At 39.7% G+C, this 13743-nt stretch carries 14 protein-coding genes; 10 read left to right on the top strand and 4 right to left on the bottom strand.

All coding sequences use genetic code 11. The annotated features are described in order from the left end of the window. Nucleotides 1–38: 38 nt before the first annotated feature. The 6 genes from LG273_RS13215 to eno all read left to right on the top strand — a co-directional run bounded on the left by LG273_RS13215 (nt 39) and on the right by eno (nt 7116). The gene (locus LG273_RS13215) at nt 39–1058 is read left to right on the top strand and encodes a sugar-binding transcriptional regulator (RefSeq protein ID WP_379561864.1); all 1020 of its coding nucleotides are present in this window, start codon (nt 39–41) and stop codon (nt 1056–1058) included. Between the two features lie 45 nt (nt 1059–1103). After that, nucleotides 1104–2111 carry a type I glyceraldehyde-3-phosphate dehydrogenase gene (gene gap, locus LG273_RS13210; RefSeq protein ID WP_379561863.1) on the top strand — a complete coding sequence of 336 codons (1008 nt, stop codon included), beginning with the start codon at nt 1104–1106 and terminating at the stop codon, nt 2109–2111. A gap of 144 nt (nt 2112–2255) precedes the next feature. Then, on the top strand, nt 2256–3437 hold the full coding sequence (locus tag LG273_RS13205) for a phosphoglycerate kinase (RefSeq protein WP_404454245.1): 1182 nt from the start codon (nt 2256–2258) through the stop codon (nt 3435–3437). A 35-nt stretch (nt 3438–3472) separates the two neighbouring features. After that, nucleotides 3473–4228 carry a triose-phosphate isomerase gene (gene tpiA, locus LG273_RS13200; RefSeq protein WP_404454242.1) on the top strand — a complete coding sequence of 252 codons (756 nt, stop codon included), beginning with the start codon at nt 3473–3475 and terminating at the stop codon, nt 4226–4228. Then, nucleotides 4228–5763 carry a 2,3-bisphosphoglycerate-independent phosphoglycerate mutase gene (gene gpmI / locus LG273_RS13195; protein WP_404454240.1) on the top strand — a complete coding sequence of 512 codons (1536 nt, stop codon included), beginning with the start codon at nt 4228–4230 and terminating at the stop codon, nt 5761–5763. The genes tpiA and gpmI overlap by 1 nt, the downstream gene beginning before the upstream one ends. 63 nt (nt 5764–5826) lie before the next feature. After that, complete coding sequence (gene eno / locus LG273_RS13190; protein WP_379561859.1) at nt 5827–7116, top strand: phosphopyruvate hydratase; 1290 nt, start codon at nt 5827–5829, stop codon at nt 7114–7116. A 77-nt stretch (nt 7117–7193) separates the two neighbouring features. Here the strand turns inward: eno and LG273_RS13185 are convergent, their stop codons facing one another. Next, complete coding sequence (locus tag LG273_RS13185; RefSeq protein WP_379561858.1) at nt 7194–7511, bottom strand: hypothetical protein; 318 nt, start codon at nt 7509–7511, stop codon at nt 7194–7196. 138 nt (nt 7512–7649) lie between these two features. Here LG273_RS13185 and LG273_RS13180 point away from each other — a divergent pair, with 138 nt between their 5' ends. Both LG273_RS13180 and LG273_RS13175 read left to right on the top strand, forming a co-directional pair. Further along, the gene (locus LG273_RS13180; protein ID WP_379561857.1) at nt 7650–8609 is read left to right on the top strand and encodes a nucleoside hydrolase; all 960 of its coding nucleotides are present in this window, start codon (nt 7650–7652) and stop codon (nt 8607–8609) included. Nucleotides 8610–8637: 28 nt separating this feature from the next. Then, complete coding sequence (locus tag LG273_RS13175; RefSeq protein WP_404454236.1) at nt 8638–9276, top strand: nitroreductase; 639 nt, start codon at nt 8638–8640, stop codon at nt 9274–9276. 18 nt (nt 9277–9294) lie between these two features. On the opposite strand, the gene LG273_RS13170 is transcribed toward LG273_RS13175, so the two are convergent. The 3 genes from LG273_RS13170 to LG273_RS13160 all read right to left on the bottom strand — a co-directional run bounded on the left by LG273_RS13170 (nt 9295) and on the right by LG273_RS13160 (nt 12359). Continuing rightward, nucleotides 9295–9465 carry a hypothetical protein gene (locus LG273_RS13170; protein ID WP_379561854.1) on the bottom strand — a complete coding sequence of 57 codons (171 nt, stop codon included), beginning with the start codon at nt 9463–9465 and terminating at the stop codon, nt 9295–9297. A gap of 151 nt (nt 9466–9616) precedes the next feature. Continuing rightward, complete coding sequence (gene ptsP / locus LG273_RS13165; RefSeq protein WP_379561853.1) at nt 9617–11329, bottom strand: phosphoenolpyruvate--protein phosphotransferase; 1713 nt, start codon at nt 11327–11329, stop codon at nt 9617–9619. A gap of 106 nt (nt 11330–11435) precedes the next feature. Beyond that, nucleotides 11436–12359 carry an alpha/beta hydrolase gene (locus LG273_RS13160; RefSeq protein WP_379561852.1) on the bottom strand — a complete coding sequence of 308 codons (924 nt, stop codon included), beginning with the start codon at nt 12357–12359 and terminating at the stop codon, nt 11436–11438. Between the two features lie 182 nt (nt 12360–12541). On the opposite strand from LG273_RS13160, the gene secG reads away from it, so the two are divergent. Together secG and LG273_RS13150 are read left to right on the top strand one after the other, a co-directional pair. Next, nucleotides 12542–12775, top strand: a complete 234-nt coding sequence (gene secG / locus LG273_RS13155; protein ID WP_379561850.1) for a preprotein translocase subunit SecG — start codon at nt 12542–12544, stop codon at nt 12773–12775. Nucleotides 12776–12987: 212 nt separating this feature from the next. Further along, nucleotides 12988–13734 (top strand): alpha/beta hydrolase, encoded by a 747-nt coding sequence (locus tag LG273_RS13150; protein ID WP_379561849.1) that lies wholly within the window; start codon nt 12988–12990, stop codon nt 13732–13734. Nucleotides 13735–13743: the final 9 nt, after the last annotated feature.

Raw genomic sequence — 13743 nt, 5'->3', positions numbered from 1 at the left:
ATCTGGGACTTTTTATGTCCAGCAAGTGAGGTTCTAACATGAGTGATTTAATTGATTTGCAGAAAAAACTAGTACCTGACCTGATAGATGTTATGCAGCAAAGGTATGCTGTGTTGCATAGTGTCGATATGTTTCAGCCGATTGGTAGACGAAGTTTGGCTGATAACACTGGTCTATCTGAAAGAAATGCTCGAAGTGAAGTAGATTTCTTATCAAGACAGGGACTTATAAAAGTTACCTCAAAAGGAATGTATATCACAAAAGAGGGGAAAGTAATTCTGGAGCAGTTGGCCGAATTTATGAATGAAATTAAAGGCTTAAGTGTTTTAGAAAAGCAAATCAAGGATAAATTGAATATTGAAAAGGTTATTGTGGTTCCGGGTAACAGCGACCATTTTGAATGGGTCAAGCAGGAAATGGGGAAAGCATGTGTTTCCTTCCTTCAATCTGTTATAGACAGTAAGGATATAATTGCTGTTACTGGTGGTACAACCATGGCGGCCGTAGCGAATGTGATGAATCCACTAGATAAGACAAATAACTATCTATTTGTTCCAGCTCGTGGAGGTATTGGGGAAAAGGTAGAAAACCAAGCCAATACAATTGTTGCGGAGATGGCTAGAAAAGCTGGTGTAAATTATCGTTTACTTTATGCGCCTGATCCGTTAAGCGAATCTGCTTACCAAACTATTATTAATGAGCCATCCATTAATGAAACCCTCCAGTATATAAGAGGAGCAACTGTTGTACTTCACGGTATAGGTGATGCAATGACGATGGCTAAACGTCGCAAAACGCCGGAAAATGTGGAGGAAGAGCTTCTTTTAAGACGGGCTATTACGGAAGCATTCGGTTATTATTTTGATGCAATGGGAAATGTCGTCTATAAAGTGCGAACAGTAGGTATTCAACTAGAAGATCTGAACACTATTGATCATGTTGTAACCATTGCAGGAGGTCAGTCGAAAGGAAAGGCAATTGCTTCATACTTCAAACAAGGGAAAAGCAATCTCTTAATCACGGATGAAGCTGCAGCAAAAGAGATATTAAAGGGGTAACCCTTTTATATATAAAAATAAATTCTATTTTTAGGAGGATTATACATGGCAGTAAAAGTAGGTATTAATGGTTTTGGTAGAATTGGACGTAACGTATTTCGTCAATCTCTAAAAAATGATGAAGTGGAAGTAGTAGCAGTAAATGATTTAACAGATGCTAATATGCTAGCACACTTGTTAAAATACGATTCTGTTCACGGTAAACTTGATCAAGAGATCTCCGTAAATGGATCCAACCTTGTTGTTGGTGGAAAAGAAATTAAAGTACTATCTGAGCGTAACCCTGCAGATCTTGGCTGGGGAGACCTTGGCGTAGAAGTTGTTATTGAATCTACTGGTCGCTTCACAAAAGGTGAAGATGCACAGAAGCATATTGAAGCTGGAGCGAAAAAAGTAATTATTTCCGCACCTGCACAAGACGAAGATTTAACACTAGTTATGGGGGTTAACGATGATCAATACGATCCCGCTAGCCATAATGTTATCTCTAACGCTTCTTGTACAACAAACTGTCTTGCACCATATGCTAAAGTATTGAATGACAAATTTGGTATCAAACGTGGTCTAATGACAACCATTCACTCTTACACAAACGATCAGCAAATCCTTGATTTGCCACATAAAGACTACCGTCGTGCTCGCGCAGCTGCAGAAAACATCATCCCAACTACAACTGGTGCAGCGAAAGCGGTAGGAAAAGTACTTCCTGAATTAAATGGTAAACTTAACGGTGGCGCAGTACGTGTTCCAACTCCAGACGGTTCACTAGTTGACCTTGTTGCAGAATTGGATCAAAACGTAACAGCTGAAGAAGTAAATGCTGCACTTAAAGAAGCTGCTGAAGGCGACCTTAAAGGAATCCTTGAGTACAGCGAAGAGCCACTTGTATCTACTGACATCGTAGGTAACCCACATTCTTCTATCATTGATGGTCTTTCTACAATGGTTCTTGAAGATAACATGGTTAAAGTAATCTCTTGGTATGACAATGAAATGGGTTACTCTTCACGTTGTGTAGATTTAGCTGCATTTCTTAAAAAACAAGGACTGTAAGGGATAACCTTACCAGCCGGTTGATAAAGCAGACGGAGGAGGAGCTTATTCCTCCTTCGTCTTTTGCTTGTAACATGGTTAACCTTATGTCATTAAGGGAAAAGCTAAAAGTGTTACATAAATTTATAGTAGGAGGTTGTTTTAATGAACAAAAAAACACTTCATGACATTGATGTAAAAGGCAAAAAGGTCTTTTGCCGTGTCGATTTTAATGTACCAATGAAAGATGGAGAGGTAACAGACGATACTAGAATTAAGGCAGCTCTCCCAACGATTAGCTATTTGAGTGAGCAAGGCGCAACCGTTATTCTTGCTAGCCACCTAGGACGTCCCAAGGGTGAGGTTGTAGAAGAATTACGCCTTGATCCAGTTGCAAAACGTCTTAGCGACCTACTTAACAAAGAAGTAGTGAAAACAGATGAAGTATACGGTAGCGAAGTAAATGAAGCACTTTCCCGTCTAAGTGATGGCGATGTTCTTTTACTAGAGAATGTTCGTTTTGAAGCAGGGGAAGAAAAGAATGATGAGCAGCTTGCACAAGCATTTGCAGATATGGCAGACATTTATGTAAATGATGCATTTGGTGCTGCACACCGTGCACATGCTTCCACAGCTGGTGTTGCAGAAAAGCTGCCAGCAGTTGCCGGGTACCTAATGGAAAAAGAAATTGAAGTACTAGGTAAAGCACTAGAAAACCCTGAACGACCTTTCACTGCGATTATCGGTGGAGCGAAAGTGAAGGATAAGATCAATGTTATTGATAACCTTCTAGATAAAGTCGATAACCTTATTGTTGGTGGGGGACTTGCTTACACTTTCATTAAGGCACAAGGCCATGAAATAGGTAAATCCTTACTAGAAGAAGACAAAATTGATCTTGCTAAAGACTTTATGAAAAAAGCGAAAGACAATGGTGTAAACTTCGTATTACCAGTAGACGTTGTGGTAGCAGATGATTTCTCTGAAGAAGCTAACACAAAAATTGTTAACATTGAAGAGATCCCTGCAGATTGGGAAGCATTAGATATTGGACCGAAAACACGTGAAAAATACAGCCAAATCGTTGCGGATTCCAAGCTGGTAATTTGGAATGGACCAATGGGCGTATTTGAATTAAACGTTTTTGCTGGTGGTACGAAAGCTGTTGCAGAGAGTCTTTCAAATACAGAAGGATATACGGTAATCGGTGGCGGAGATTCTGCTGCTGCTGTTGAAAAATTTGATTATGCAGAAGATATGGACCATGTTTCTACTGGTGGCGGAGCGTCACTTGAATTCATGGAAGGTAAAGCACTTCCTGGCGTAGAAGCACTAAATGATAAATAATTGCTAGAATTTAAATTTTTTGAAGAGGTGATCGTATGCGTAAAAATGTAATTGCAGGTAACTGGAAAATGAACAAAGTAATGTCTGAAGCTACAGAGTTTGTTGGAGAAGTAGTAAAGAAAGCACCGCAATCTGAACAGACAGAAGCAATCGTTTGTGCACCATTTCCTTTTCTAGCTAGCTTGGTGGAACAAACAAAAAATACACCAGTTAAAATAGCGGCACAGAACATGCATTTTGAAGAAAGTGGCGCGTTCACTGGTGAAGTGAGCCCTGTTATGTTAAAAGATCTTGGTGTAACACATGTCGTATTAGGACATTCTGAGCGCAGAGAGCTTTTTGCAGAAACAGATGAATCCGTAAATAAAAAAACACAAGCTGCCTTCAAGCATGGCTTAACACCGATCGTTTGTGTTGGAGAAACACTTGACCAGCGTGAAGCAAATGAAACAATGAACCTTGTAGGTAACCAAGTGAAAGCTGCCTTAGAAGGACTTTCAGAAGAACAAGTTGCTCAGACAATTATCGCTTATGAACCAATTTGGGCGATTGGAACTGGTAAAACGGCAACAAGTGAACAAGCAAATGAAGTTTGTACGCACATCCGTAATGTAGTAAAAGAAGTGACGTCAGAAGCAACAGCTGAAAAAGTTGTTCTGCAATACGGCGGTAGTGTGAAGCCTGCAAACATTAGTGAATTACTTGCTCAATCTGATATTGATGGAGCCCTAGTTGGCGGAGCAAGTCTGGAGGCAGACTCATTCTTGCAGCTCGTGGAGGCTGGTAAATAATGACACAACGTAAATTAGCTGCATTGATTATCCTTGATGGATTCGCAATTCGCGATGAAGAGATGGGAAATGCAGTAAAACAAGCTAATACACCTAACTTTGATCGATATTGGGCAAAATACGCCCATAATCAACTGACGGCAAGTGGAGAGGCTGTTGGTCTTCCAGAAGGCCAAATGGGTAACTCCGAAGTAGGTCACCTAAATATCGGTGCAGGAAGAATTGTTTATCAAAGCTTAACAAGAGTAAATCTTTCTATTAAAGAAGGAGACTTCTTCGAAAAAGAAGCTTTCTTGAAATCAATTCGTTCTGCAAAAGAAAAAGGGAAAGCATTGCATATCTTTGGCTTGTTATCTGATGGTGGTGTCCATAGCCATATCAGCCACATGTTTGCATTGCTAAAGCTTGCCAAAGATCAAGGTTTAAAAGAAGTTTATGTACATGCATTTTTAGACGGCCGGGATGTGGGTCCACAAACGGCTAATAAGTACATTGAACAAACGGAAGAGAAAATGAAAGAACTAGGCGTAGGAAAAATCGCAACGGTTTCTGGACGCTATTATTCCATGGACAGGGATAAGCGCTGGGAACGTGTTAAGAAGGCATATGATGCGATGGTTCATGGTGACGGACCACAATATTCTAGTGCCAAGGAAGTTGTTGAAGATTCCTACAACAACGAAATCTATGATGAATTTGTAATTCCATCTGTTATTACAGATGAGAATGGTGATCCAGTCGGAAAGGTACAAGATGAAGACTCTATTATCTTCTATAATTTCCGCCCAGATAGAGCCATCCAAATTTCACGTACCTTTGCGAACAAGGATTTCCGTGACTTTGATCGCGGAGAGAATGTACCAAAGGATTTGGATTTCGTTATGCTAACCAATTTCAGTGAAACGGTAGATGGTTACGTTGCTTATGAGCCAGTCAACCTTGATAACACGGTTGGAGAAGTGCTTGCACAAAACAATTTAAATCAACTACGTATTGCTGAAACAGAAAAGTATCCACACGTTACATTCTTCATGAGTGGTGGTCGTGAACAGGAATTCGAAGGAGAAAAACGTATTCTAATCGATTCTCCAAAAGTTGCTACCTATGACCTTAAGCCCGAAATGAGCGCATATGAAGTGACAGATGCTTTACTAAAAGAATTAGACGAAGGTAAACAAAACGCGATTATCCTAAACTTTGCAAACCCTGATATGGTTGGGCATTCCGGAATGCTTGAACCTACTATTAAAGCAATTGAAACAGTTGATGAGTGTTTAGGTAAAATCGTAGACAAGATTACTTCCCTTGGTGGAAATGCTATTATTACCGCTGATCACGGTAATTCAGATGAAGTAGTAACAGTCGATGGTGACCCGATGACAGCACATACGACAAACCCTGTTCCTGTTATCGTGACAAAAGAGGATGCAACAATACGCGACGGCGGAATTCTTGCAGACCTTGCTCCAACACTTCTTGATCTATTAAATGTAGACAAACCAGAGGAAATGTCAGGAAAATCTTTATTAAAGTAAGTTGCTTAATTTAATATAACTCAGGTAAGATGAAATTAGACACATGAAAAAGGAGAGATTTACATGCCATATATTACAGATGTTTATGCTAGAGAAGTACTAGATTCCCGCGGTAACCCTACTGTTGAAGTAGAAGTATTCACAGAATCCGGTGCATTCGGTTCAGCTTTAGTACCAAGTGGTGCTTCAACTGGAGAATACGAAGCTGTTGAACTACGTGATGGTGACGAAAGCCGTTATTTAGGTAAAGGTGTAGAAAAAGCAGTACAGAACGTTAATGAAGTAATTGCTCCAGAATTAGTTGGAATTGATGTTACACGTCAAAACATTATCGATTCTCTAATGATCGAGCTTGATGGTACAGAAAACAAAGGAAAATTAGGCGCTAACGCTATTCTTGGTGTATCCATGGCAGTAGCACATGCAGCTTCAAGCTATTTGGAAGTTCCACTATACAATTATCTTGGTGGATTCAATGCGAAAACTCTTCCTACACCAATGATGAACATCTTAAATGGTGGAGAGCACGCGGATAACAATGTTGATATCCAAGAATTCATGGTTATGCCTGTTGCAGCTCCTACATTTAAAGAAGCATTACGTACAGGTGCTGAGATTTTCCATTCACTTAAAAAAGTGCTTAAAAACAAAGGTTATAACACAGGTGTTGGTGACGAAGGTGGATTCGCTCCAAACCTAGGATCTAACGAAGAAGCACTACAAACAATTGTAGAAGCAATCGAAGCAGCTGGTTACAAACCAGGTGAAGAAATTAAATTGGCAATGGACGTAGCTGCCTCTGAAATTTACGAAGATGGCAAATACAACCTAAAAGGCGAAGGTGTCGTTCGTACATCCGCTGAAATGGTAGACTGGTATGAAGAAATGGTTAATAAATACCCAATCATCTCTATTGAGGATGGCCTTGACGAGAACGACTGGGAAGGTCATAAACTATTAACAGATCGCCTTGGCAGCAAAGTACAACTAGTTGGGGATGACCTATTCGTAACAAACACTGCGAAGCTTTCTCAAGGTATTGAGCAAGGTGTAGGCAACTCTATCCTTGTAAAAGTGAACCAAATCGGTACGTTAACTGAAACATTCGAAGCAATCGAAATGGCTAAACGTGCTGGTTACACAGCAGTTATTTCCCACCGTTCAGGTGAAACAGAAGATGCTACAATCGCTGACATCGCTGTTGCAACAAACGCTGGACAAATTAAAACAGGGGCACCTTCCCGTACAGACCGTGTTGCAAAATACAACCAATTACTTCGTATTGAAGACGAATTGGCAGGTCTAGGCGTATATGGTGGACTTGATTCATTCTACAACCTAAAAAATAAGTAAGATAGCATAGGAAGCACCACTCTTGTTTAGACAAGAGTGGTGTTTTTTTGTTTACTGGTAGTGTTGGTGTTGAGCACTCAATTGCGGATGGGTTTCATTAACCAAGAGAGCAGTGCAATCAACCACGGGTGCGGAGCAATCAACCACGGATGCGGAGCAATCAACCAAGAATGCAGCGCAATCAACCAATGATGCGGAGCAATCAACCAAGAATGCAGCGCAATCAACCAATGATGCAGTGCAATCAACCACGGGTGCGGAGCAATCAACCAAGAATGCAGCGCAATCAACCAAGGGAGCAGAGCAATCAACCACGGGTGCGGAGCAATCGACCAATGATGCAGTGCAATCAACCACGGAAGCAGTGCAATCAACCACGGGTGCAGAGCAATCAACCAATCAAGCAGTCCAATCTCAAGTTCTCAAAACATAAAGAACTCCTCCAAAATTTACAAACAAACTCCTCTGCATAGGACAATTCCTCGCCTCGTACACTGTAATAGTATGTAAAAAATATACAGGGGGTGGATCCATTGGCGCAGAAGGTACTCCTTTTTGGAGACATAGGAATTGATGATACAATCGCATTGATTTATGCTTATTTAAATGATGAGATTGACATTGTGGCAGTTGTTGCAGATTATGGAAACATTTCAAGGAAGAATGCATTAGCGAACATTCAATATGTTAGAACTTTATTAAGCAGTGAAGCGACAGAAGAGGTGAAAATAATTGTAGGGGCAGAGGTGCCAATGACGGGGGAGCTCCCGATCTACGTACCAGAAATCCATGGAGAATATGGATTGGGACCAATTATTCCTCCTCTAAATTTTATGGATGGCGTTACAGAAAATTTTCATGAAATTGTAGAAGTTATTCATTCTAATGAGGATTTACTTATCGTAAACATTGGCCGTTTAACTTCATTAGCAACGATGTTTCTTTTGTACGGTGATCTAATGCGGACTGTAAACGGGTATTACATAATGGGAGGTGCGTTTTGGGTTCCAGGCAATATTACTGCTGTCTCAGAGGCAAACTTTTATGGTGACCCAGTTGCTGCACAAGTAGTAATTCAGTATGCCGAGAACGTAAAAATAATCCCTTTAAATGTGACTGAAAAAGCTATTGCTACTCCGCAGATGGTTGATTATATTGACGCATATGGAAATATTGATATTGTAAAACCTTTACTTGATTACTACTACAAATTTTATAAGGATAGAAATCCAACGATAACTGGCAGTCCTTTACATGATGTTTTAACATTAATGGCCGTGATTAAGCCAGAAATGCTCACCTATGAAAGATTGCCTGTACATATTGTGCAAGCTGCTGAAGGCACGGAACGAGGGCAAAGTATTGCAGACATAAGGCAGTTCTTGACTGAGGGAGAGGAAATGCCTCGCAAGCATCAAATAGCATTTCAATTAGATTACCAGCAGTTTTTTACAGATTTTATGACGGTTATGAGTGGGCAACGGTTTAACTAGGAATACGCATGCTATATACAACTATACATTGACCAATAGAAGCAAGCATTGCTATGCTATTTGTAAAAATAGTTGGGAGGGGAATGTTATTTCACTTTTAAATACAATTAAAAACCGGCGTTCCATTCATACCTTTAAAGAACAGGAAGTAGAAAGCAAACTCCTGCGAGAAATTTTTACATATGCTTCCTATGCGCCCACCCATTATATGAAAGAACCATGGAAGATTAAAATGTATCAAGGAAAAGGAAAGGGTGCCTTTGTCGATGAGATCCTTTCCAGTTATGAAAGAATTGGTATGCTACAGACAAATTCAGATATGAAGACCATTAAGATGAAAGATTCCATGAAGCAATTCTTGCTGGCAATCCCTCACCATGCAGTAATTTATTTTAAAACCGAGAAAGATCCTATTCGCTATGAGGAGGACTATGCAGCTGTTTGTGCCTTTATCCAAAATGCGCAGCTTGCAGCCTGGGAGTATGGGGTTGGTATGTTGTGGACCATTACACCATATATGCATGAAAAAGAGTTTGCCAATAACATTGGTATTAAAGGAAACGACATCAAGATTGCAGCCGTTCTACAGATCGGTTATCCCAAGAAAATTCCACGTGACAAAGGTAGAACACCGATTGATCAAAAATTGGAGATCGTTGTTCATTAGCGTATCTTTGTGCGTAAATCACTCTCTTGCCATTAACCTATTTACTGTAACAACAAATAATAGTATGAAGGTAGATTGGGTAAAGTTATCTAACCATTCGTAAGCTCCTTCATCATAAAAGTCTATAATTGATAAGGCTAAGCCCAATACTACAATCGCAGCAATATAAAATGGTATATTTTTCTTCATTCGTTTGTTTCCTTTCTATAAATATTTTATAAGTAAAGGCTCTCGTTATAGAAGACACTTTTTCTTCCAGAAACCCGGGGAATAGCCGGTCTGCTACTTGTATAAATAATTAAAGCCGGATAGAAATTCTATCCGGCTTTAACTATCAAACTTATTTAATTAGCTCGTTAACAAACTCTAATACTTCTTCTGCAGTTCCCATTGAAAGGATTTTATCTTTATTAGAAGCAAGCTGTTTTTTATGAAGCTGTTTTAATTGTGTACGTGCAGGAAGAATTGAAGTTGCACTCATACTGAATTCATCTAGTCCAAGACCTAAAAGAATTGGAATTGCTAGAGGCTCTCCAGCCATTTCTCCGCACATACCAACCCATTTATCTTCACTATGTGCTGCTTCGATTACATTGTTAATAAGGTTTAAAATAGCAGGGTGGTATGGTTGATAAAGGTAAGATACCTGTTCATTCATACGATCAGCAGCCATTGTGTATTGAATTAGGTCGTTTGTTCCAACACTGAAGAAATCAACTTCTTTTGCAAATTGTTTTGCAATAACTGCAGTTGAAGGGATTTCTACCATGATACCAACCTCAATATCGTCGGACACTTCTTTACCTTCTTTTAGTAGAGCTTCTTTTTCATCAAGCAAAATTGCTTTTGCTTGTCTGAACTCCTCGATTGTTGCAATCATAGGGAACATAATTTTCAAGTTTCCATAAGCACTTGCACGCAATAATGCACGTAGCTGTGGACGGAACACATCTTCATTTTCCAGACAGAAGCGGATTGCTCGGAAGCCTAGGAATGGGTTCAACTCTTTCGGTAGATCTAAGTAATTTAGTTCTTTGTCTCCACCGATATCTAATGTACGTACAACGACAGGTTTGCCTTGCATTTGTTCCAGAACAGATTTGTATGCATCAAACTGCTCGTCCTCTGTAGGAAGTTCATTTTTACCCATATACAAGAACTCTGTACGATAAAGTCCGATTCCTTCACCACCATTGTTAAGCACGCCGGCAACATCTTCTGGTGTACCAATATTTGCTGCTAGCTCAACTTGTTCACCGTCAGCAGAGAATGTTGGTTCATCTTTTAGTTTCGCCCACTCTTCTTTTTGTTTAGCAAAGTTTTCTTGTTTTTCGCGGTATGCTGCAATCTCTTCTTCTGTTGGATTGATAATTACAATTCCTTCCATACCGTCGACGATGATCATATCGTCTTTAGAAACAGAAGAGGTAATTTCTTTTGTTCCTACTACAGCTGGAATTTCAAGAGAACGAGCCATAATTGCTGAGTGGGAAGTACGCCCACCAATGTCTGTAGCGAAACCTTTTACAAATTCTCTGTTCAATTGCGCTGTGTCAGATGGTGTTAAATCGTTAGCAATGACGATTACTTCCTCATTGATTAGCGCTGGGTCTGGGAATGTCACACCAAGTAGATGTGCCATTACACGCTGTGTCACATCGTGAATATCAGCAGCACGCTCTCTCATGTATTCGTTATCCATTGCTTTAAACATGTCGATAAACATTTTAGCTGTTTCATCTAGTGCAGCTTCTGCCATCACATTATCGGCATTAATTTTATCCTTCATTGGGTTAATTAATTCCGGGTCACTTAATACTAGTAAGTGGGCAGAAAAGATTTCAGCATGCTCGTCTCCAAGCTGCTCTTTTGTATGTGCTTTAATTTTCTCTAGCTCTTGCTTGGAAATCTCAAGCGCTTTTTCTAATCTCTCTATTTCCACTTGTGGATTATCAATCGATTTCTTTTCAAATGAAAGATCTGGAGTTTCTAATTGGTATGCTTTTGCGATAGCAATACCAGATGATGCAGCAATTCCTTGAACATTTGTCATTTTGACCAACCTTTCCTATTGCAAAAAAATATTAGCGATAAAACCGTTATAGACGTTTATACACTCCAGTGTCTATTTTAAACGCTTGCTCGCCATTACACAAGAATTAAAGTTTGAGCTTTAACGTGTCGTGGATCCATTTCTCGATGGCGTCATAAACTTCTTCTTTATTTAATTCAAAAAGCAATTCATGACGCCCATCTTCAAATAACATGGTAAGCACGTTTTCAAGTCCGGCCTTATCATATAAGTGCGCTGTTTTCCACACGCCGCTGCCATAGTGCCCTACAGGATCCTGGTCTCCACTTACTAACAGTAGTGGTAGATCTTTCCGAATGGACATGTTCCAATCATGTCGTTGGATGGCTAGTAAACCAGATAACAGGTCATAGAAAAAACGGGCGGTAGGCGTAAATCCCGTAAAAGGGTCACGCTCATAATCCTGTATGGCGGTTTCATTGCGTGTTAGCCAGTCCATTTCTGTCTGTCGATCACTAATTCTCTTATTATAGCGGCCGAACGTAAGCTTATACATCATTTTTGATGGCTCTTTAGCTGGCTGCAGTTTAGCTAAAAGCTTTCCGGCATAGGATTGAATGGACGGAAAATAGCCAGTCCCAGAGAGGATCGCTCCATGAATAGCATGGCTATGTTGTTGTATGTAGCTTCTAACTAGAAAAGATCCCATACTATGTCCAAACAGAATAATCGGAACAGAAGGATAGGTTGCTTGAATTGTTCTTGTTATTTCGGCAAGGTCATCTGCCACTTTGAAAAATCCATTCTCATCAGCAAAATAGCCTAAAAATCCCTGACGTTCCCCTGTTTTTCCGTGCCCTCTATGGTCATTTCCGTACACATAGAATCCTCTTTCAACTAATTGTTCTGCAAAGTCATGATAGCGATTAATATGTTCTACCATTCCATGTGCCAATTGAATTATCGCTTTAGGTTCTTGATTGGGGTCATACCACTTCTTTAAGTAAATCTCCGTCTTATCTGGTAGTTGAAGCCATTCTTCTTTTATCATTTATCTTCCCCTCCTTAAAATGGTCTTTCATTCAACTCTTGTAGTGGTTTTAGTATAACATCTATCTTGCAAAATAGACTTGCTATTGAAAACACTATTATGCTAAAGTAGAAATAAGTATTGTATATTCGGCGCAAGCAATCGGTTGTTTGTGTTTTAGGATCTTGGGGGTGTCTTGCATAATGGAAACATTGGTACATGTTTTATTAGTGATTGATGCAATTATTATGATTGTCTTTGTATTATTACAGTCAGGAAAAAGCGAAGGACTGTCTGGTGCGATTTCCGGCGGGGCAGAACAGTTATTTGGAAAACAAAAGGCTCGAGGAGCTGACCTTTTTCTTCACAGAGGAACGATTGTAACTGGCGTTTTGTTTTTTGTCTTAGCTTTTCTAAGTGCATATATTTTACAATAACAATAACCCTTACCACATTTGTGGTAAGGGTTATTGTTTTATATTTTAAAATCTCAACTCCCTTAAATCTGGTCGCTTACACTTTTGTTCTGGTTAAAAAAAGGGTAAAGTAGGGACAGAAGGTTCAAGAAAGTAGGGGAAAAGAAAAGGTCTTTCCTACTTTTTGGAAGGCTATAAAATGGATTTATAAATATGAAGGAGATGCAGCAGGAATGAAAGTAAAACAACCACAACCTTTTACGTTTGAAGCGGGACCAAGAGCGGTATTATTATTACATGGTTTTACTGGACATTCAGCAGATGTTAGAATGCTCGGTCGCTATCTCGAGAAGCAAGGCTATACAAGCCATGCACCAATCTACCGTGGACATGGACTTCCACCAGAAGAACTAGTAAAGGCTACGCCAGCAGAATGGTGGGAAGACGTAAAACAAGCATATCGCCACTTACAGGAACTAGGCTATAAAGAAATAGCTGTAGCTGGTCTCTCCCTTGGTGGAGTGCTAGGGTTGAAACTAGCGTATTCGGAACAAACCAAGGCAGTTATCACAATGTGTTCCCCAATGTTTTTTGACAACGAGACACAACTAACCAAAGGATTCAAGGCATTTTCTAAAGAGTACAAGCAGTTAGAAGGAAAAGATGAAGAAACGGTGAACACAGAGCTAGAAGAGCTCATGAATAATTCGGAGGATGTTTTTAAACATCTTGGCAACTTTATTACAGAAGTGAAAAATGAAATTGATACAATCTACACCCCAACCCTTGTAATTCAGGCAACAAAAGATGAAATGATCAACACAGATAGTGCCACTTACATTTATGACCAAGTGGAAGCAGGTACAAAAGAGATTAAGTGGTTTGAGAATTCCGGTCATGTCATCACAATGGGGAAAGAAAAGGAACAAGTTTTTGAAGAGATTTATCAATTTCTTGAACAGCTAGACTGGCAAGTATGATTATAACTT

The sequence above is a fragment of the Oceanobacillus kapialis genome, from assembly GCF_044790185.1.
Lineage (GTDB): Bacteria > Bacillota > Bacilli > Bacillales > Amphibacillaceae > Oceanobacillus_B > Oceanobacillus_B kapialis.
The sequence above is the reverse complement of the archived record's forward strand: the minus strand, read 5'-3'. Positions and strand labels throughout refer to the sequence as shown.

What these genes read in the sequence shown, in the direction of transcription:
- LG273_RS13215 (WP_379561864.1), top strand. Translation starts at nt 39, where the DNA reads ATGAGTGATTTAATTGATTTGCAGAAAAAACTAGTACCTGACCTGATA.
- gap (WP_379561863.1), top strand. Translation starts at nt 1,104, where the DNA reads ATGGCAGTAAAAGTAGGTATTAATGGTTTTGGTAGAATTGGACGTAAC.
- LG273_RS13205 (WP_404454245.1), top strand. Translation starts at nt 2,256, where the DNA reads ATGAACAAAAAAACACTTCATGACATTGATGTAAAAGGCAAAAAGGTC.
- tpiA (WP_404454242.1), top strand. Translation starts at nt 3,473, where the DNA reads ATGCGTAAAAATGTAATTGCAGGTAACTGGAAAATGAACAAAGTAATG.
- gpmI (WP_404454240.1), top strand. Translation starts at nt 4,228, where the DNA reads ATGACACAACGTAAATTAGCTGCATTGATTATCCTTGATGGATTCGCA.
- eno (WP_379561859.1), top strand. Translation starts at nt 5,827, where the DNA reads ATGCCATATATTACAGATGTTTATGCTAGAGAAGTACTAGATTCCCGC.
- LG273_RS13170 (WP_379561854.1), bottom strand. Translation starts at nt 9,465, where the DNA reads ATGAAGAAAAATATACCATTTTATATTGCTGCGATTGTAGTATTGGGC.
- ptsP (WP_379561853.1), bottom strand. Translation starts at nt 11,329, where the DNA reads ATGACAAATGTTCAAGGAATTGCTGCATCATCTGGTATTGCTATCGCA.
- LG273_RS13160 (WP_379561852.1), bottom strand. Translation starts at nt 12,359, where the DNA reads ATGATAAAAGAAGAATGGCTTCAACTACCAGATAAGACGGAGATTTAC.
- secG (WP_379561850.1), top strand. Translation starts at nt 12,542, where the DNA reads ATGGAAACATTGGTACATGTTTTATTAGTGATTGATGCAATTATTATG.
- LG273_RS13150 (WP_379561849.1), top strand. Translation starts at nt 12,988, where the DNA reads ATGAAAGTAAAACAACCACAACCTTTTACGTTTGAAGCGGGACCAAGA.